This is a genomic window from Pseudomonas sp. ZY71 (assembly GCF_036542145.1).
Lineage (GTDB): Bacteria > Pseudomonadota > Gammaproteobacteria > Pseudomonadales > Pseudomonadaceae > Aquipseudomonas > Aquipseudomonas koreensis_A.
Map to the genome: position 1 here is coordinate 1,915,064 of NZ_CP144274.1, position 18,730 is coordinate 1,933,793.

An 18,730-nucleotide genomic window follows, 5' to 3' on the forward strand; every position below is an offset into this window, starting at 1 on the left:
TCGCGAGCAGGCTCGCTCCCACAGTGAAATGCATTCCAAAGGTGGGAGCGAGCCTGCTCGCGAAGAGGCCGCTGCAGTACACACATCTTTACAGCGGCAAATACCGACTCAACAACGCCCGCAACGCCGCCGGCTTCACCGGTTTCGGCAGATAATCCAGCCCCGCCGCATGCACCTGCGCAACCATCTCCGGTCGCCCGTCAGCACTGATCACCACCCCCGGCACCGGCTCGCCCAACGTGGTGCGCAACCACGCCATCAACTCGGTGCCGGTATCGCCGTGGTCGAGGTGATAGTCGACCAACGCCAGTTGCGGTCGCACGCCGTCACTCAGCAGCGCCGCGCATTCCTCACGGTTGCGCGCCGTCCACACCTGGCAACCCCAGCGGCTCAGCAGGCTGTTCATGCCGATCAGAATGCTGTCTTCATTGTCGATGCACAGCACCTGCGCGCCGCTCAGCAATTTGCCATTCAATTCAACGGCGGCGCTCGCCGGCATGGCTTGTGAGCGAGCCAGCGGCACGCTGACGCTGAACACACTGCCGCGCCCCGGCCACGAACGCACACGCAAGGTATGCCCGAGTACACGGCACAAACCATCGGCAATTGCCAAACCCAGCCCGAGGCCTTTTTCGGCGCGGGTCTGATGGCTGTCGAGGCGCTTGAACTCCTCGAAAATCACCTGTTGTTTATCTTCCGGAATACCCGGCCCGCGATCCCACACTTCCAGGCACAGTTCGCCGCCACGCCGACGCACACCCAGCAGCACCGGGCCTTTGGCGTAACGGAAGGCGTTAGTAAGGAAGTTCTGCAGTATCCGTCGCAGTAATTTGATGTCGCTGTCGATGCGCAAATGACTGCCGCGCACACGGAAGGTCAAACCTTGTTCCTGGGCCAGCGCCTTGAACTCGGCACCGAGAATGTCGAACAACTCATTGACGGCGAACGGCTTGCGATCCGGATTGATCTTGCCGTTTTCCAAGCGGGAAATATCCAGCAGATCGCTGATCAAGTCCTCGGCTGAGCGCAGCGAACTGTCGAGGTGTTGCACCAGTTTCTGCGCCTCGCTGCTCAAACCGTCGTCCTGGTGGGAGAGGGCGGCGGAGAACAGTCGAGCGGCGTTCAGCGGCTGCATCAAGTCATGGCTGACTGCCGCGAGGAAGCGGGTTTTCGACTGGTTGGCCGCCTCGGCAGTGCCCTTGGCTTCGGTCAGTGCGACGTTGAGTTGCGACAGTTCCTGGGTGCGTTCGCTGACGCGTTGCTCCAGCCCTTCGTTGGCCTCGGTCAGCGCTTGTTCGGCTTCGCGGAACGCGGTGATGTCGGTGAAACTCATGACGAAGCCGCCGCCCGGCATCGGATTGCCGATCAACTCGATCACTCGGCCGTTGGGGAACAGCCGCTCAGACGTATGCGCGCGGCCCTGACGCATCCAGTGCAGACGGCGGGCAACGTGGACCTCTGCTTCGCCGGGGCCGCACAAACCGCGCTCGGCGTTGTAGCGAATAATGTCGGCAATCGGTCGGCCGACACTGATCAAACCGTCGGGGTAGTTGAACAGTTCCAGATAACGCCGGTTCCACGCCACCAGTTTCAACGACTGGTCGACCACGCTGATGCCTTGGGTAATGTTCTCGATCGCCCCTTGCAGCAGGGCGCGGTTGAACTGCAGCACTTCCGAGGCTTCGTCGGCGATGCGGACTACATCCTCCAGTTGCATTTCCCGACCTTCGATGGCGGCTTTTACTACAGCACGTGTCGAAGAAGCGCCAAGCACACCGGCCAGCAAGCGCTCGGTATGGGCGATCCATTCGCCGTCGGCATTCTGGTTCGGGTTGAAGCCTTTGCCCTGGCGATAGGCGAAGCGAATGAAGCTCTGGCGCGCACGTTCCTCACCGACAAAACGCGCGGCCAGTTGCAGCAAGTCGTCGATCTGCACCGCCAGCATCGACCGCGCACTTGGCCGTGCGCTGATCTCCTGCCCGATGAAGCGCCCGGCCTGCCAATGCTCAGACACCCGCGTACGCGACAGCACCGATACCCAGGCAAACAGCGTGAAGTTACCCGCCAGCGACAGCACCACACCTTGGGTCAGCGGGGTAATCGGCAGGTTCAGCGGATTACTGTGCAACCACGCCAGCCCCGGAAAACTGCTTAGCGACCAGCCAAGGCTGTGCGCGGCAATCGGCAGGATCAACGTGTAGAACCAGAGGAATGTACCCGCCGCCAAACCGGCGAAAACACCGCGGCGGTTGGCCTGTTTCCAGTACAGCGCGCCGAGCATCGCTGGCGCCAGTTGGGTCACCGCAGCGAAGGCGATCTGGCCGATGGTCGCCAGACTCGCGGTCGAGCCGAGCAGGCGATAGCTGACGTACGCCAGCAACAGAATCACCACGATGCTCACGCGCCGCACCGACAGCATCCACTGGCGGAACACTTCGAACGGGCGCTCGGCGTTATTGCGGCGCAGCAACCACGGCAACAGCATGTCGTTGGAAACCATGGTCGACAACGCCACGCTGGCAACAATCACCATGCCCGTGGCCGCTGACGCGCCGCCAATAAACGCCAGCATCGCCAGCGCCGGATGCGCCTGCGCCAGTGGCAGGCTGATCACGAAAGAGTCGGGCAGCACGTCGCTGGGCAGCAGCATCTGACCGGCCAAGGCGATCGGGACTACAAACAGCGCTGCCAAAGCGAGATAAGCGGGAAACACCCATTTGGCCAGACGTAGATCCTGCGGATCGATGTTCTCCACCACGGTGACGTGAAATTGCCGGGGCAGGCAGATGATCGCCATCATCGCCACGCCGGTTTGTACCACCATCGACGGCCAGTTAATGGTTTCTTTCCAGTATTCCTCGAGGCGCGGGGCGAGCATGGCCTGGTTGAACAGGTCATCGAAACCGTCATACAGGCCATAGGTGACGAAGGCGCCGACGGCGAGAAACGCGAACAGTTTGACCAGCGACTCAAAGGCAATCGCCAGCACCATGCCCCGGTGGTGCTCGGTGGCGTCGAGGTTGCGCGTACCGAAAACGATGGTGAACAGCGCCAGCACCAGCGACACGATCAGCGCGGTGTCCTGGGCGCGAGTGCCCATGGCGTCGGCACCGGCACCGATCAACAGGTTTACGCCGAGGACGATGCCTTTGAGTTGCAGGGCAATGTAGGGGAGGACGCCGACCAGACAGATCAGCGCCACGACCACCGCCAGCGATTGCGATTTTCCGTAGCGTGCAGCGATGAAGTCAGCGATGGAGGTGATGTTCTCCTGTTTGCTGATCATCACCATTTTCTGCAGGACCCACGGCGCGCCCACCAACAGCAGGATCGGCCCGAGGTAAATCGGCAGGAATGACCACAGTTGTTCGGCCGCCTGACCGACTGCGCCGAAGAACGTCCAACTGGTGCAGTAAACCGCCAGCGACAGGCTGTACACCCAGGCACGCATGCGCGGCGGCAACGGCGCGCTGCGGCGGTCGCCGTAGAAGGCGATGGCGAACATGATGGCCATATAGGCCAGGGCGACGGCGGCGATCAGCCCGGTGGACAGCGACATGCAACACTCCCGACAAAAGACTCCCCGGCACTCCTGCCCGGGCGGACAGTCTCGCATGCGCGGGGCGGTTAGTCAGTGTCGACCAAGGTCGTGGCGTGGCGGGGTGTCGCAGGGGCGGAACCGGGTGGTTTTGGTGGTGACTCTTGAGGCCCCATCGCGAGCAGGCGAAGGCCTACATTTGAAATGCATTCCCCTGTAGGAGTGAGCCTGCTCGCGATGGCGTCAGTCCAGCCGCAGCGCGATATCGATCAGATAATGCAATTCTTCCACTTCCAGCGCCGCCGCCGAAAACAGAATCCGAAACACCACCGGCGCGACCACCAGATTGATCAACCGATCAACACTCGGCGCCGCCTCATCGGGATGCCGCTCGATGATCGTCTGCAATTGCGCACCAATGATCGTCACGCAATACCCCGGCGTAGCGCTCGCCTGCACGTCGCGCATCATGTTGCGCCCAGGTTCGGAGCTCATCTCATCGAGATACTGCTCGGCCCACGCGCGAATATCACTGCGCAAACTGCCGGTTTGCGCCGGCTCGCTGTCGGGGCGCATGCGGGCGAGGGCGACGTCGGCCAATAACGCCGAAAGATCACCCCAGCGTCGATAGATCGTCGATGGCGTCACCCCGGCGCGTGCTGCGATTTGCGGGACGGTCACGGTCGAACGCTCCTGTTCTTGCAGAAGCGCATGGACTGCCGAATGAATCGACTCTTGTACCCGGGCGCTGCGACCGCCGGGGCGTAAACCTTCTTTAATAGCCATGCGGCAGACCTTAACACAAAGAATTTGCTTTAAGCGTTGAGCAGTAGCACACTCCGCAAAAGCAAAAAATTAGCTTTTGCGGAGTGTGCACATGAATAGCGCTGTTTCACATCGTTCGAATCTGTGGTTTCTGGCGATCACCTTACTCAGTTTTCTCGCCGCTTCCACTGCGCCGACGCCGCTGTATCACTTGTATCAGGATCAACTGCATTTCTCGGCAACGGTGCTGACCCTGATTTTCGGGGTCTACGCCCTGAGTCTGCTGGCGGCGCTACTGACCGTCGGTTCGCTGTCGGATCACCTCGGGCGCAAACCGGTGATCTTCACTTCGGTGCTGCTCAACGCGTTGGCGATGTTGCTGTTCATTTATGCCGACAGCGTCAGTGGGTTGATCGCAGCACGCGTACTGCAAGGCTTCGCTACTGGCATGGCCACCGCTGTTTTAAGTGCCACGTTGCTGGACACCGATCGCCAGCAAGGACCGCTGATCAACAGTGTCGCGCCGTTGCTGGGCATGGCGCTGGGTGGCATGGGCTGCGGATTGCTGGCCGAGTTCGCCCCCGCGCCGTTGCAACTGACTTACTGGCTGCTGCTGGCGCTGTTTGTATTGCAGGCGTTATACGTTTGGCGTCTGCCGGAAAGCGTTACGCCGCAAGCCGGAGCGTGGGCATCGTTACGGCCGACTTTGCATGTGCCGGTGCAGGCACGTTCAACGTTGTGGCGCGTGTTGCCGCTGAATACGGCAACCTGGGCGCTCGGTGGTTTCTACGCCTCCCTCGCGCCATCGCTGGTGCGCACCGCCACCGGTTCGACTTCCAATCTGATCGGCGGCGCAACCGTGGCTGCCCTGACGGTGACCGGTGCATTGATGATTTTCACGCTGCGCAATCGTCCCGCGACAAGGGCATTGCAGTTGGGCGCGAGCCTGTTGCCGATCGGCCTGGTGTTGATTCTGCTGGGGGTGCACAGCGCCAGCCTGGCGTTGTTTTTCCTTGGCACGCTGGTGGCCGGTTGCGGCTTTGGTTCGGGATTTCTCGGTGCCGTACGCAGCCTGGTGCCGCTGGCCTTGGCCCATGAGCGCGCGGGATTGATGGCGGCCTATTACGTGCTCAGTTATCTGGCGTTCTGCTTGCCGGCGTTGCTCGCCGGGCACTTGTCGCGCAGCTACGGTTTGCTGGCGACCACCGATGGTTACGGTGCGGTGTTGATTGTGCTGGCTGTCGGCGCGTTGTTGCTTAGCCTGCGTCCTGCGCCGGCCAAAGTGTGCCGCGCTCCATAATCGCTGCGGTTTCGGTTAGCCTTGGCCAGCCTTCTTCTCACGGATCGACTCATGAAGATTATCCGCAGCAAGACTTTCACCGCCGAGCGAGCCTGGGGCGCGCTGGACATCGCCAATATGAACGGCATCACCACGCGCCTGCACTGGACCGATCAGCCGTACAAATGGCACGTCAATGACGGCGAGGAAGTGTTTGTGGTGCTCGATGGCCAAGTGCTGATGCATTACCGCGAGCATGGCGAAGAAAAACAGGTGCAGCTGGATGTCGGCGACATCTTCTATGCGAGCGTCGGCACCGAGCACGTCGCCCATCCGCAGGGCGCAGCGCGGATTCTGGTAATCGAGAGCGAAGGCAGCGTCTGACTTCTTATTGGTAAAACAGATAACAGTTAGAGATATTACCCGTTATATAGATATTCGATTCGGTTCTACCATGGACTCAACCTCACCAGAGGACAGGAGTTCATGATGATTTGCCCCAACAGTGCCAAACCCGGCATCAAGCCGTTCAGCCAGCTACAGCATCCGCGCGAAGTGATCCGCCAGTTCACCCCGAACTGGTTTGCCGCCACCATGGGCACGGGTGTGCTGGCGTTGGCGCTGGCGCAACTGCCCTTGGCCATTCCAGGCCTGCACGCTATCGCTGAAGGTTTGTGGTTGTTCAACATCCTGTTGTTCAGCCTGTTTACCGCTGCCTACGCCGCGCGCTGGATCTTGTTCTTCGATGAAGCGCGGCGGATTTTCGGCCACTCCACGGTGTCGATGTTCTTCGGCACCATTCCCATGGGCCTGGCGACGATTATCAACGGTTTTCTGCTGTTCGGCCTGCCACGTTGGGGCGACGGCGTGATTCATCTCGCCGAAGTGTTGTGGTGGGTCGATGTGGCCATGTCGCTGGCCTGTGGTGTGTTGATTCCGTACATGATGTTTACCCGCCAGGAACACAGCATCGACCAGATGACCGCGGTTTGGCTGCTGCCGGTCGTGGCAGCAGAAGTGGCGGCGGCCAGCGGTGGTTTGCTCGCACCGCATCTCACCGATGCCCACTCGCAACTGGTGGTACTGACGACAAGCTACGTGCTCTGGGCCTTTTCCCTACCGGTAGCGTTCAGCATTCTGACGATCCTGCTGCTGCGCATGGCCCTGCATAAACTGCCCCACGAAAACATGGCCGCTTCGAGCTGGCTGGCACTCGGCCCGATCGGTACCGGTGCGCTGGGCATGTTGCTGCTCGGCGGAGATGCGCCAGCGATATTTGCCGCCAACGGCCTGCCGGGTATCGGTGAAATCGCTTCGGGCCTGGGCCTTGTCGCCGGTATCACGCTGTGGGGCTTTGGTCTGTGGTGGATGCTGATGGCGCTGCTGATCACCGTGCGTTACTTGCGTGACGGCATCCCGTTCAACCTCGGCTGGTGGGGATTCACCTTCCCGTTGGGTGTGTATTCTCTGGCCACTTTGAAACTGGCTAGCACTCTGAATCTGACGTTTTTCAGCGTTGTCGGCACGCTGTTGGTGATGTTGCTGGCGGTGATGTGGCTGATTGTCGGTAAACGCACGGTGCAAGGCGCCTGGCGTGGCGAGCTGTTCGTCTCGCCGTGCATCGCAGGTTTGAAGAAATAACCTGAAAGTTTTAGGTAAGGTGTGGCCTGGATCGCGCTTCGGGATTCCAATAAGCAGTACCCAGGCCTCTCTACCTTAAACATCAGGGAAACACGGAAGATGAGTCACCCCTCACAGTTCAACCTGCTGCGCACCCGGCGCTTCTTGCCGTTCTTCATCACGCAGTCGCTCGGCGCGTTCAACGACAACGTGTTCAAGCAGTCGCTGATCCTCGCCATTCTCTACCGGCTGACCATCGAGGGTGACCGTTCGATCTGGGTCAACCTGTGTGCGTTGCTGTTTATCCTGCCGTTTTTTCTGTTCTCGGCACTGGCCGGGCAGTTTGGTGAAAAGTTCGCCAAAGACGCGCTGATCCGTCTGATCAAACTCGCGGAAATCGCGATCATGGCCGTAGGATCGGTCGGTTTCCTCTTTGATCACTTGTCGCTGATGCTGGTGGCACTGTTCGCCATGGGCACGCACTCGGCGCTGTTCGGACCGGTGAAATATTCGATCCTGCCGCAGGCGCTGCGCGAAGATGAACTGGTTGGCGGCAACGGCTTGGTGGAGATGGGCACGTTTCTGGCGATTCTCGCCGGGACGATTGGTGCCGGGGTCATCATGTCGTCGACCCATTATGCGCCGCTGGTGTCGACGGCTATCGTCGGGATTGCCGTGCTGGGTTATCTGGCCAGCCGCAGCATCCCGCGCGCAGCGGCGTCCTCCCCGGAGATGCGTCTGAACTGGAATATCTTCAGCCAGTCGTGGGCCACGTTGAAACTCGGTTTGGGCCAGACGCCGGCGGTATCGCGCTCGATTGTCGGCAACTCGTGGTTCTGGTTTGTCGGGGCGATTTACCTGACGCAGATTCCGGCCTATGCCAAGGAATGGATGCACGGCGATGAGACCGTGGTCACCCTGATTCTCACCGTATTCTCGGTTGGTATCGCGCTGGGTTCGATGCTTTGCGAGAAGCTGTCCGGGCGCAAGGTCGAGATCGGTCTGGTGCCGTTCGGCTCATTCGGTCTGACCGTGTTTGGTCTGCTGCTGTGGTGGCATTCCGGGGGAATCCCCGACAGTGTCACCGGCCACAGCTGGATTGAAGTGCTGGGCTTTGTGCACACCTGGGCAGTGCTGATTGACATCTTGGGCCTCGGCGTTTTCGGCGGTTTCTACATTGTGCCGCTGTATGCCTTGATCCAGTCGCGCACCGCCGAGAACGAGCGCGCGCGAGTGATTGCCGCCAACAACATTCTCAACGCGTTGTTTATGGTGGTCTCGGCCATCGTCTCGATCGTGTTGTTGAGTGTGGCCAAGCTGTCGATCCCGCAGTTGTTCCTCGTGGTGTCGCTGCTGAACATTGGCGTTAATGCCTACATCTTCAAGATCGTCCCCGAGTTCAGCATGCGTTTCATGATCTGGCTGCTCAGCCATTCCATGTACCGCGTCGAGCACCGCAACCTTGAGGCGATCCCCGATGAGGGCGCCGCGCTATTGGTGTGCAATCACGTGTCGTTCGTCGATGCCTTGCTGATTGGCGGTGCAGTACGTCGGCCGATTCGCTTTGTCATGTACTACAAGATCTACAACCTGCCGGTGCTGAACTTTATCTTCCGTACCGCGGGAACAATTCCGATTGCCGGGCGTAATGAAGACATCCAGATCTACGAAAAGGCTTTCACCCGGATTGCTCAATATCTGAAGGACGGTGAGCTGGTGTGCATCTTCCCGGAAGGCAAGTTGACTGCCGATGGCGAGATGAACGAGTTCAGAGGCGGGCTGACGCGGATTCTGGAAGAGACGCCAGTGCCGGTGATTCCGCTGGCGTTGCAGGGGTTGTGGGGGAGTTTCTTCAGTCGCGATCCGAATAAAGGTGTGTTTCGGCGGTTGTGGTCGCGGGTGACGTTGGTGGCGGGTGCGCCGGTGGACGTTGATGCGGCGGAGCCGGCGAAGTTGCAGGTGTTGGTGGGGGAGTTGCGCGGGGCAGTCAGATAGTCGGCGATTTTAAGGGCCTCTTCGCGAGCATGCTCACTCCTACATTTGAAATGCGTTTCCCTGTAGGAGCGAGCCTGCTCGCGAAAGCGGTAGTGGCTTAAGCGCTGACCTTAAGGCCAATCAATCCGGTAATTATCAGCGCCACACTGGCCAGCCGAATCAACGCCATCGACTCGCCAAACAGCAAGATCCCGGCTATCACCGTGCCCACCGCACCGACACCGGTCCAGATCGCATAAGCCGTGCCCAGCGGCAATTCCTTCATCGCCAGACCCAGCAGACCCAGACTGATAGCCATGGCCGCAACGGTCAGTACGGTGGGCAGCGGGCGGGTGAAGCCGTCGGTGTATTTCAGGCCGACGGCCCAGCCGACTTCGAACAGGCCGGCGAAAAACAGAATGATCCAGGACATGCAAGACCTCCATCGATTGACGGGGTCGTCCCCAGATTAATGACTCGTTCGAGCCGCAGGGTCGTCCCCGCGTTGCGCGCTAGTTTGACCAGCATTAACCCGGGGATCAAGTTTCGAGCTCAGTCAGCCGCTCGCTGCGCCAGTGTCTCGCGATCTTCTTTTTCACTCATGCGCCGGAAGTACGTCGACAGCAGTGCGCCGGAAATATTGTGCCAGACGCTGAACAGCGCACTCGGCACCGCCGCCAATGGCGAAAAATGCGCGCTGGCCAATGCCGCACCCAACCCCGAATTCTGCATGCCCACTTCCAGTGCCAACGACTTGCGCTGGGCCAGCGGCAGCTTGAACAGGCGCCCGGTGAAGTAGCCCAGCAAATAACCGAAGCTGTTGTGCAGCATGACCACGGCCATGATCAACAGACCGGATTCGGCGATTTTCGCCTGACTGGCGGCCACCACGGCGGTGACGATGATCACAATGCTGACCACCGACACCAGCGGCAACACATCCACCGCGTGGCGCACTTTGTCGCCGAGCAAACGCTGGGCAACTACGCCGATAATGATCGGCAGCAACACCACTTGCAGGATCGACCAGAACAGCTCCATGAACGACACCGGCAACCACGCCGAGGCCAGCAGCCAGATCAGCGCCGGGGTCAGCAGCGGGGCGAGGAGGGTGGTGACGGCAGCAATGGCCACCGACAACGCCAGATCGCCGCGAGCCAGCCAGGTCATGACGTTGGAAGAAGTGCCGCTCGGGCAGCAGCCGACCAGAATCACCCCGACGGCGATTTCCGGCGGCAGGTGGAACACTTGGCAGAGCAACCACGCCACACCGGGCATGATCACGAAATGTGCAACCACGCCCAGCGCCACGCGCCATGGGTGGCGGGCGACGGCAGCGAAGTCGTCGAGTTTGAGGGTCAGGCCCATGCCGAACATCACTAGCCCGAGCAACGGTACGATCGCGCTTTTCAGGCCGAGGAACCACGCCGGTTGCAGGAACGCAATCACCGCGAAAATCAGAACCCAGTAAGCGAAGGTGTTGCCGACAAAGCGGCTGAGTGCAGCCAGTGCGCGCATGGCCCGATCCTTATTATTAAATGAACAACACAAAAACAATGTAGGAGTGAGCCTGCTCGCGATAGCGGTCTTTCAATCAACACATTAGTTGAATGTCAGTCCCTCATCGCGAGCAGGCTCACTCCTACAGTTTGGACATCACACGGCTTTAGATGCCTTGAGGAGTCTCTTCCCCACCCAACGCTTCCACCAACGCCGGCAGGAAGTCGCCAAACGTCAGCATCATCAGGGTGAAGCTGGCATCCAATTGACCCAGCGCTTCATCACCACCGTCCTGTTCCGCCTGATCCTGCAACAGATCTTCGAACTTCAGACGTTTGACGGTCATCTTGTCGTCGAGCATGAACGACAGTTTGTCCTGCCAGGCCAGCGACAATTGAGTGACCACTTTGCCGGTGCTCAGGTGCAGCTGGATTTCTTCGCTGGTCAGGTCCTGACGCTTGCAACGCACGATACCGCCGTCTTCGTGGGTGTCGCGCAGTTCGCACTCGTCGAGTACATAGAAGTCGTCGGCGGCTTTCTGTGTGGTGACCCATTCGGTCATGGTCGCGGTTGGTGACATTTTCACGGTCAGCGGACGAACGGGCAGGGTGCCGATCACTTCACGCAGGGTCGACAGCAGGTCTTCAGCGCGTTTCGGGCTGGCCGAGTTGACCAGGATCAGGCCCTGTTTCGGCGCGATGGCAGCAAAGGTCGACGAGCGACGGATAAAGGCGCGCGGCAGGAAGGCCTGGATGATTTCATCCTTGATCTGATCGCGTTCCTTCTTATAGACCTTGCGCATCTGCTCGGCTTCGATCTCTTCGACCTTTTCCTTGACCGCGTCACGCACGACGCTGCCCGGCAGAATGCGTTCTTCTTTACGCGCAGAAATCAGCAGGAAGTCACCGCTGACGTGCACCAATGGAGCATCTTCGCCTTTGCCGAACGGCGCGACGAAACCGTAGGTGGTCAACTCCTGGCTTGCACATGGACGCGCCAGTTTGGTGGCCAGTGCAGTTTCCAGCGCCTCGGCATCGACAGGCAGGTCTTGGGTCAGGCGATAGATAAGCAGGTTTTTGAACCACATGGGGTGAGTCTCTCCTTTATACAAAGGGGGGCATTATTGTCTTCGCCGTCTCATAGGCCAACCCTTCTCTAAGCCTTTGGAAGGCCTGAGAAAATTATTTAAAAAAGTGCTTGCCAGAGGTTGGGTCGCTCCGTAGAATGCGCGCCACACCGAAGCGAAGGGTGATTAGCTCAGCTGGGAGAGCGTCTGCCTTACAAGCAGAATGTCGGCGGTTCGATCCCGTCATCACCCACCATTCGTTTCAAGTGTTTAGCGCAGCGGTAGTTCAGTCGGTTAGAATACCGGCCTGTCACGCCGGGGGTCGCGGGTTCGAGTCCCGTCCGCTGCGCCATATTCGGTAACCTAGACCACTGAACGCCAGGTCACCACGGAAAAACCCGCCAAGGCGGGTTTTTTTCTGCTCCAAGGTTGTACCCGCGGGATGTGTCGTTTTACCGGTTTTCGGATTTATTTGAAAAAAACTTCAATTAAATCAACACTTTACGAAAACTTGTGGCATAATGCGTCCCGTAACGAAGCGAAGGGTGATTAGCTCAGCTGGGAGAGCGTCTGCCTTACAAGCAGAATGTCGGCGGTTCGATCCCGTCATCACCCACCATTCGTTTCAAGCGTTTCGCGCAGCGGTAGTTCAGTCGGTTAGAATACCGGCCTGTCACGCCGGGGGTCGCGGGTTCGAGTCCCGTCCGCTGCGCCATATTCGGAATCTGGAACACTGAACGCCAGATTCCACAGAAAGCCCGCCTAGTGCGGGCTTTTTGCTGTCTGGCGTTTGAGTATTTTTCGCTGCATATATCTATGTAGTGCCTGCCAGCCAAGCCGCTTTCGGACAATGGGCAACGTTGTTCATGACTCATTTCGCGTCATGAATTGATTCATTGCCTACCGAGAGACCGAGCGCATGGATACTTCCCCTTCCGAAGAAGCCACAGAAGAGTCGCAAGACAAAATATTCCGGGCGTACAACCCGTCCTTCCTGACCTGTGATGATGCAGCAGCTTGCCTGCACGACGTGTTGATTTTTCAGCGCGGGACCGAACTTCGCTGGTTCATCCTCAAAGACGAAGATGGTCGGTTTTTCTTCGCCGAAGCCGCAGAACACAGTGCTACGCCTACTGAAGAAGCTGAGGACGACGAACAACCTGAACCGCTGATTTCACTCGTCGTATCCGTGAGTGCAACCGGTCAACTGAGCGTTCCGCAAGGCTATACGGTCGAAGCCGTGTTCCGCATGCATTCCGCGAGCGATCAAGGCGTCGGAGAAACGGTGTCGGAGTGGAGCCAGCGCAACCGCTTTTTCTCTATATCCGACCTGTCTGACGTTATGAATACACGTCGACAGTACACCAGGTGCTACCTGTCAGTAGACGGTAACTTGCTTTCGTACACCTCAACGAATTCGGTATTTGAACAGGAGTTGGCACCCCGAATTGCCAGAGACCGCAGTGGTGCAGTGCGAATGTTTGAAAATATGTATGGGCGAGGCCAGTTGCCGAGCAGTATCTGGATTCTATTGGCTGTTACGGCGGGTGAGGTTGTCACGGTTGTGTCGGGTGTCCTTTGGCGCAAACGGGGAGTGATCAAAGCCAGTTGGCGCTCGGACATCTTTCAGGAAACACCCTCCAATCCGCAGATGCCGATCTTTGGCCAGGTCTGCCAGGACGCCCGGGAAGTCGCATATCACCTGCGCCTTCGACACCGGGAGACGTCGGCCGGTCGGCAATCGATGGGCTTTATCCTCAAGCACAAAATCCAAGACGTGTTCGTCGCCACGGCACCGAGTTTCAGCCAGTACGTCGATTTTGACCGGGCGACGCTTTTTCCCAAGGATCAGCATGGTAATCCGATGCTGCCCAGAGACTTTCGTGTGCATGGCATCTATCACTCGACCCAACCATTCGTCGCTGACATTTTGCAGGGTGAGGGAGACGAGCACTTTTTCTCCCCTGCCGACCTCAAGGTCGGGCTCAACCGACTATTGGCAGCCCCCCATCAGCGTTTGTTTCTTGTTACTTCGGATGGGGCTGTGTTGCGCTTTGCCAAGTCTGAAACGTCTCTGATAACAGGGTTGCTAGCGGAGTTCGACGAAGGGCTGGAGCAGAAAATAGTCTCGGGTCAAATAACCCCGCAAATGTTTATCGACAAAGTTGCGGCTGTCGGGTCCATGGGTGTCATGGTCCCGAGCAAGACATGGCCGGATGTCGGACGGATCAGGCCGTCTGGCGAGGTAGTCACGGTGATTGCCGAGCGGGCAGAGTGATCATTTGTCATTACGCAGGTGACGATAATCACTGACTGCCTCGTAAACCGCCTTACGCAAGCGGTTGATCCCGCCGATCGGTCGGTGCGCCTCAATGCCAAACCAAGGGTTGAAAGACAGGTTATCGCATTGCAGATTCAACGCCGGGGTATCGAAATCCTGCGGCGGCAGGGTGACCCGCGCCACGGTTTCGAAGGGCGAATCCTGCTCGCGCCATTCAATGCTGGTGTCCTCGATCGGCATGTATTGATGGGCATCCTGACGCTGAATCTGCAGCACGAAGCAGGCGGGTACACGATCCGTCGACAGCTGCTGATTCAACGCGCTGCGCAGGAAGTTCGGCAGGTCGTGATTATGTTTGGGCAATGTGTACGCGGGGCAATTGTCCGGATCCGGCGCGACCCGGAATTTCGCATTCGCCTCACCGAATTTGTAGGGCGAAACCGAAAAGTAGGTCGTCGCCGTCGGGCTATCCGGCGGCGGCGACAAGGTTGCCAGCGCGATAAACAAATGGCGGATCTGCCAGGTGCGCGGGTCCCATCCGGGGAAAAACGCCATGACCTTTTTGCCGTCAGCCTGCGCTGCCACATTCTGACGGTACTCGGCGACATCGCTGACAAAAAAGTTCGGGTGGCTGAACATCACGAAATCCTGTTCAGGCTGTGCCTGGCGGTTGCCGAGCAGCTGTTTTCCCGAAACATCCAGCAGTTTGATTGCCATGCCTCTGGCGTCGCGGATGCTGTCGAACTGTGGGTAGGCATTGCCGTTGGACAGGCGAATCATCGCTTGCCAGGTTTTGCCGGGCTCACTGAACACGCCCTGTCGCAGCGACTGCGCCAGTTCCGGCAACACCTGCACCTGCGCCTTCACGCAACCATGAGCCTTGGCGTGTGCGTCGCGCAGATAGCGTGTGCCTTCGCGGTGCTGATCAACGATGCGCACGGCGGTCTGAATCACGTCTTGAGTCATCGCGGCTTCGCCGGGTGGAATCTGTTCCAGCGCTGAAACCGGGCCACGGTGTTGCCAGGCAAACCACGCCGTGGCGATGGCCCAGCCGAGCAGGCCGATGGCGGCCACAATCAGCAGCGTTTTGCCAAGCAAACGTCCTAGCCATAACCAGATTCTGGCCGACAACGGCAATTCTTTCTTGAAGGTCGAGATCATGGCAGTTGCGCCTCCAGTGGGCCGCCGAGGACTTTCAGGTACTCAAGAAGTGCCCAGCGTTCTTCGGGCTGCAATAGCCGACCAATCACGCCGTTGCCGCGTTCGCCGGCACGAAACTCATGACCGCTGTTGTGGTTGCCAGTGATATGCGTGTCGAACAGGAAGCCATTGGTAAACGCTTCGGTGCGATAACCCAAATGGCGCGGATCGTACTCGAGGGTGCCTTTGAAGAAGGTTGTGGCGCGTTCATCCTGCGGCGACAGCAACTGATAAATGCTCGGCACCGAACCGTTGTGCAGAAACGGCGCAGTGGCCCAGACACCGGCCAGTGGGCGCGCCTTGTAAGCGACTTTTTCGCGCACGCCGATGGGCAGGCCGAAACCGTCCAACTGCGGTTTCTCCTGCGGCGTGACGTTGGCTTCGCGGTAGGCACGATCTTCGACGAAGGCGGTGACGTAAGCCAGGCCTTTGGCCACTGACAACTGGCTCAGATCCAGAGGTTCCTTGGGCGTCGGATGCAGTTTGACGTCCATGGTTTCGAGTTCTTTCAGATCCCATTGCAGGGCAGTCAGATCGAAACGGTGGCTGGCGATATTGTTGGCGGCGGTCGGGTCGGTGCCGATGACATCGACCGGCAGCATGTGCAAATGCTGCACCCAGCGCTCACCTTCCTGCGTCTGGCGCGGTACGTGACAACCGGCGCAATTCTCGGCAAACAGCGTGCGCCCCTTGGCTGCCAGTGGTTTATCGATGGCGCCAAGCAGCTCCTCTGGCCAGGCGGGCGCCTTGAGCTTTTGCAGGGTTTCTTCGATCTTGTGCAAATCACGCACGCGCACGCTGGAGGCATAGCGTGCAGTGCCTTGCAGCGGCTGTCCGTTGGTATCAAAAAAATTCAGGGTGGCGCCGACGCCCAATGCTTCGCCGATGTTGCGTGCCATCGGCTGCTGTGCGGAGCCGTTCCACTGCACCCAATCGAATGTCCACATATCCCAGAGCTGCGGATAATCCACCGGGGCATTGGCCACGCGATAGTTGGCGGGGGAAATCGCATCGCCAAACGTCGCATTGGCAATGCGTCCGAAGGCATCGGCGCGGCCGGGCCCTTCTTCGGTCGGATAGAGGCCGCGATGGGTATCGTTCCAGGCCACTTTAAGGAATGTGTTCAGTGAAGTTTTGAAGTCTTTGCGCAATTGCTCGTGGCGCGCGTCGTATTCGTCGCCCAACACGGTTCTGGCAAAGCGTTCGAATTTCCATGGGTTGTAGTAGGTCGAGGTCAGACTTGCCACCAAAGCCTGTCCGAAACTTCCGCCGCGTAAAGTAGGAACACTGGAAGGCAGCACATGTTGCGCGGTACCGCCGTCAATCCGCACGGCCTGGCCTTTGAAGCGCAATTCGCCGGTGTGGCAAGCGGCGCAAGTGATGTCCAGATATTGCTCGGAGCTGCCGGGATTCTGGTGCCGGGCAAAACCGACGGGGAGGTCACCCGGATTTTTCGCTGAGGCTTTCTGCTGCGGATCAATCAGAAAACCGAAACGCGCGAGGTATTCGGGTGAGGCGAAACGTCGCTCCGAGAAGGGCAGTTCCAACGCCTGGAACCACTCATAGCGCAGGCCTTTGACCTGCGTGCCCTGAGGCGTGAAATAGTAGGTTTGCCGGTCTTCGTCACTCCACTGATCGAGGTAATGCACCTGCTCGGCCGGGGAGTAGAAGGGCAATTTCGGGTTGGCGACGTAGTACAGCACCACTGCGAGGGCGAGTCCCAGCAGCACGATGATCAGAATCAGCACACGGAATAGAAGGCGCAAGATAAACATCCTTGTCAAATTGTTCCGCTGTTATGCCTGAGCTTGCCCCTATGCGGCAACTGGCCATTACGCCAGATGATGCAAGAACAAACGACACTGATTGTCGGGACAAGATGACAGAAGCTTCATCGTCGCTTCGCCGCAATGCGTTTTAATCCCTGAACTTATCGGAAGATTCCTGCTCTCATGCCGGTAGCCATTGGTCGTGGCGGCCTGATAAGCTCGCGGCTTTACTCGATTGCCCTTTCGGCGCATGAACAAGGAAATAGCATGAAACAGCATCGGTTGGCGGCGGCGGTTGCCCTGGTTAGCCTGGTCCTCGCGGGTTGTGATTCGCAGACCAGCGTAGAGCTGAAAACCCCGGCGCAAAAAGCTTCCTACGGTATCGGCCTGAACATGGGCAAGAGCCTGGCTCAGGAAGGCATGGATGATCTGGACTCCAAAGCGGTAGCCCAGGGCATCGAAGATGCCGTCGGCAAGAAAGAACAGAAGCTGAAAGACGAAGAACTGGTCGAAGCTTTCGCCGCGCTGCAAAAGCGTGCTGAAGAGCGCATGGCCAAGATGAGCGAAGAGTCGGCTGCGGCTGGCAAGAAGTTCCTCGAAGAAAACGGCAAGAAGGCGGGTGTAACCACCACCGCTTCCGGCCTGCAATACGAAGTGGTCAAGAAAGCCGACGGCCCACAGCCTAAGCCGACTGACGTAGTGACTGTTCACTACACCGGCAAACTGACCAACGGCACCGTATTCGACAGCTCCGTCGAGCGCGGCAGCCCGATCGATCTGCCGGTAAGCGGCGTGATCCCGGGTTGGGTTGAAGGTCTGCAACTGATGCACGTTGGCGAGAAGTACAAACTGTACATCCCTAGCGATCTGGCTTACGGCGCTCAGTCGCCAAGCCCGGCGATCCCGGCCAACTCGGTTCTGGTCTTCGACCTGGAACTGCTGGCCATCAAGGATCCAGCCAAAGAAGCTGCTGCTGCCAAGTAATTGGCAAAGGCTTCAACAACAACGCCTCGCTTATGCGGGGCGTTGTTGCATCTGGAGTCTGGCAAGGGTAAACAGAGCGAACCGATGGCAGCCGGGAGAGTCATAGCCAATGAGACTGCCATCGCTAGCCGCCCTGAGCAGCCAAGTCAATGAAATATTGGGGGTTTTTTATGTGAGTAAAAAACGCCCGATCTGTGCGCAGCCCTTATGAAACGGGGCTTCCAGCGCTGAAATGCAGCTCTGTTCACAAGGTTATCCACAATTTGTGTGGATAACATTTCAACGGGAGGAATAGATGAAAGCTCCGTGGAATTTTGCTCGATTCCTGCCCTTGGCCGGCCGCCTGCTGGCGCGCGGGCGTTTGCCGACCTTGCTGTTTGCGGTCGCCAGCAAAGGTGCCGCGCAAGGCAATCGTCTCGGTAAACTCAAGGATGATTTACGTTTGCTCCAGGCGCTGTGCCTGGCTTATTGGCGCGGCGAGTATCGGGCCATCAGTGGCAAGGCACTGGTTTCGGTGGTGGCGGGTTTGATGTACTTCCTCAGCCCGGTGGATGCGATTCCGGATTTCATCCCTGTATTCGGCATGCTCGACGACATCGCCGTCCTCGCCTGGCTGATGAAAACCCTCGACGATGAACTCAATGCCTTCCGCCTCTGGCGCAATCGCCAGCAACCGGAAAAACTCGCGGTGGTCGAACGGCTGCCCGATACCCCTGAACAACTGCAACTTCAGGGGCCGAAAAAGCCCTGATTC

At 58.7% G+C, this 18,730-nt stretch carries 14 protein-coding genes and 4 tRNA genes; 11 read left to right on the forward strand and 7 right to left on the reverse strand.

Annotation, left to right across the window (positions count from 1 at the left end):
- Positions 1-88 precede the first annotated feature (88 nt).
- Together VY732_RS08560 and VY732_RS08565 are read right to left on the reverse strand one after the other, a co-directional pair.
- Entirely contained in the window at positions 89-3,559 is a 3,471-nt protein-coding gene (locus tag VY732_RS08560) for a hybrid sensor histidine kinase/response regulator (RefSeq protein WP_331695182.1), read from the reverse strand.
- Between the two features lie 222 nt (positions 3,560-3,781).
- Entirely contained in the window at positions 3,782-4,324 is a 543-nt protein-coding gene (locus tag VY732_RS08565) for a TetR/AcrR family transcriptional regulator (protein ID WP_123592717.1), read from the reverse strand.
- A gap of 91 nt (positions 4,325-4,415) precedes the next feature.
- On the opposite strand from VY732_RS08565, the gene VY732_RS08570 reads away from it, so the two are divergent.
- From VY732_RS08570 to VY732_RS08585, 4 genes are all read left to right on the forward strand, one after another.
- Positions 4,416-5,603, forward strand: a complete 1,188-nt coding sequence (locus tag VY732_RS08570) for an MFS transporter (protein ID WP_116032299.1) — start codon at positions 4,416-4,418, stop codon at positions 5,601-5,603.
- Positions 5,604-5,654: 51 nt separating this feature from the next.
- Positions 5,655-5,966 (forward strand): cupin domain-containing protein, encoded by a 312-nt coding sequence (locus tag VY732_RS08575; RefSeq protein WP_038364027.1) that lies wholly within the window; start codon positions 5,655-5,657, stop codon positions 5,964-5,966.
- Between the two features lie 105 nt (positions 5,967-6,071).
- Positions 6,072-7,223, forward strand: a complete 1,152-nt coding sequence (locus VY732_RS08580) for a TDT family transporter (protein ID WP_331695183.1) — start codon at positions 6,072-6,074, stop codon at positions 7,221-7,223.
- Between the two features lie 99 nt (positions 7,224-7,322).
- Entirely contained in the window at positions 7,323-9,197 is a 1,875-nt protein-coding gene (locus tag VY732_RS08585; RefSeq protein ID WP_331695184.1) for an MFS transporter, read from the forward strand.
- Between the two features lie 97 nt (positions 9,198-9,294).
- On the opposite strand, the gene sugE is transcribed toward VY732_RS08585, so the two are convergent.
- The 3 genes from sugE to rdgC form a co-directional block, all read right to left on the reverse strand.
- On the reverse strand, positions 9,295-9,609 hold the full coding sequence (gene sugE / locus VY732_RS08590) for a quaternary ammonium compound efflux SMR transporter SugE (protein WP_077571744.1): 315 nt from the start codon (positions 9,607-9,609) through the stop codon (positions 9,295-9,297).
- Between the two features lie 119 nt (positions 9,610-9,728).
- A complete protein-coding gene (locus tag VY732_RS08595; RefSeq protein ID WP_331695185.1) occupies positions 9,729-10,694 on the reverse strand; it encodes a bile acid:sodium symporter family protein in 966 nt (321 codons plus the stop codon).
- Positions 10,695-10,842: 148 nt separating this feature from the next.
- The gene (rdgC, locus tag VY732_RS08600) at positions 10,843-11,763 is read right to left on the reverse strand and encodes a recombination-associated protein RdgC (protein WP_007919763.1); all 921 of its coding nucleotides are present in this window, start codon (positions 11,761-11,763) and stop codon (positions 10,843-10,845) included.
- A 159-nt stretch (positions 11,764-11,922) separates the two neighbouring features.
- Between rdgC and VY732_RS08605 the strand changes: the two genes are divergently transcribed.
- The 5 genes from VY732_RS08605 to VY732_RS08625 all read left to right on the forward strand — a co-directional run bounded on the left by VY732_RS08605 (position 11,923) and on the right by VY732_RS08625 (position 14,020).
- A tRNA-Val gene (locus VY732_RS08605) sits at positions 11,923-11,998 on the forward strand.
- Positions 11,999-12,017: 19 nt separating this feature from the next.
- A tRNA-Asp gene (locus VY732_RS08610) sits at positions 12,018-12,094 on the forward strand.
- Between the two features lie 191 nt (positions 12,095-12,285).
- A tRNA-Val gene (locus tag VY732_RS08615) sits at positions 12,286-12,361 on the forward strand.
- Between the two features lie 19 nt (positions 12,362-12,380).
- Positions 12,381-12,457: transfer RNA gene (locus VY732_RS08620), tRNA-Asp, on the forward strand.
- Between the two features lie 204 nt (positions 12,458-12,661).
- Complete coding sequence (locus tag VY732_RS08625; protein WP_331695186.1) at positions 12,662-14,020, forward strand: hypothetical protein; 1,359 nt, start codon at positions 12,662-12,664, stop codon at positions 14,018-14,020.
- On the opposite strand, the gene VY732_RS08630 is transcribed toward VY732_RS08625, so the two are convergent.
- Together VY732_RS08630 and VY732_RS08635 are read right to left on the reverse strand one after the other, a co-directional pair.
- The gene (locus VY732_RS08630) at positions 14,021-15,184 is read right to left on the reverse strand and encodes a catalase family protein (RefSeq protein WP_442968563.1); all 1,164 of its coding nucleotides are present in this window, start codon (positions 15,182-15,184) and stop codon (positions 14,021-14,023) included.
- A complete protein-coding gene (locus VY732_RS08635; protein ID WP_331695187.1) occupies positions 15,181-16,989 on the reverse strand; it encodes a di-heme-cytochrome C peroxidase in 1,809 nt (602 codons plus the stop codon). The genes VY732_RS08630 and VY732_RS08635 overlap by 4 nt, the downstream gene beginning before the upstream one ends.
- 270 nt (positions 16,990-17,259) lie before the next feature.
- On the opposite strand from VY732_RS08635, the gene VY732_RS08640 reads away from it, so the two are divergent.
- Together VY732_RS08640 and VY732_RS08645 are read left to right on the forward strand one after the other, a co-directional pair.
- Positions 17,260-17,976 carry an FKBP-type peptidyl-prolyl cis-trans isomerase gene (locus VY732_RS08640; protein WP_007919751.1) on the forward strand — a complete coding sequence of 239 codons (717 nt, stop codon included), beginning with the start codon at positions 17,260-17,262 and terminating at the stop codon, positions 17,974-17,976.
- A 295-nt stretch (positions 17,977-18,271) separates the two neighbouring features.
- Positions 18,272-18,727 (forward strand): YkvA family protein, encoded by a 456-nt coding sequence (locus tag VY732_RS08645; RefSeq protein ID WP_077571749.1) that lies wholly within the window; start codon positions 18,272-18,274, stop codon positions 18,725-18,727.
- Positions 18,728-18,730: the final 3 nt, after the last annotated feature.

Bases quoted from the DNA above. Each gene is read 5' to 3' on its own strand.
- VY732_RS08560 (WP_331695182.1), bottom strand. From the start codon at position 3,559: ATGTCGCTGTCCACCGGGCTGATCGCCGCCGTCGCCCTGGCCTATATG.
- VY732_RS08565 (WP_123592717.1), bottom strand. From the start codon at position 4,324: ATGGCTATTAAAGAAGGTTTACGCCCCGGCGGTCGCAGCGCCCGGGTA.
- VY732_RS08570 (WP_116032299.1), top strand. From the start codon at position 4,416: ATGAATAGCGCTGTTTCACATCGTTCGAATCTGTGGTTTCTGGCGATC.
- VY732_RS08575 (WP_038364027.1), top strand. From the start codon at position 5,655: ATGAAGATTATCCGCAGCAAGACTTTCACCGCCGAGCGAGCCTGGGGC.
- VY732_RS08580 (WP_331695183.1), top strand. From the start codon at position 6,072: ATGATTTGCCCCAACAGTGCCAAACCCGGCATCAAGCCGTTCAGCCAG.
- VY732_RS08585 (WP_331695184.1), top strand. From the start codon at position 7,323: ATGAGTCACCCCTCACAGTTCAACCTGCTGCGCACCCGGCGCTTCTTG.
- sugE (WP_077571744.1), bottom strand. From the start codon at position 9,609: ATGTCCTGGATCATTCTGTTTTTCGCCGGCCTGTTCGAAGTCGGCTGG.
- VY732_RS08595 (WP_331695185.1), bottom strand. From the start codon at position 10,694: ATGCGCGCACTGGCTGCACTCAGCCGCTTTGTCGGCAACACCTTCGCT.
- rdgC (WP_007919763.1), bottom strand. From the start codon at position 11,763: ATGTGGTTCAAAAACCTGCTTATCTATCGCCTGACCCAAGACCTGCCT.
- VY732_RS08625 (WP_331695186.1), top strand. From the start codon at position 12,662: ATGGATACTTCCCCTTCCGAAGAAGCCACAGAAGAGTCGCAAGACAAA.
- VY732_RS08630 (WP_442968563.1), bottom strand. From the start codon at position 15,184: ATGATCTCGACCTTCAAGAAAGAATTGCCGTTGTCGGCCAGAATCTGG.
- VY732_RS08640 (WP_007919751.1), top strand. From the start codon at position 17,260: ATGAAACAGCATCGGTTGGCGGCGGCGGTTGCCCTGGTTAGCCTGGTC.
- VY732_RS08645 (WP_077571749.1), top strand. From the start codon at position 18,272: ATGAAAGCTCCGTGGAATTTTGCTCGATTCCTGCCCTTGGCCGGCCGC.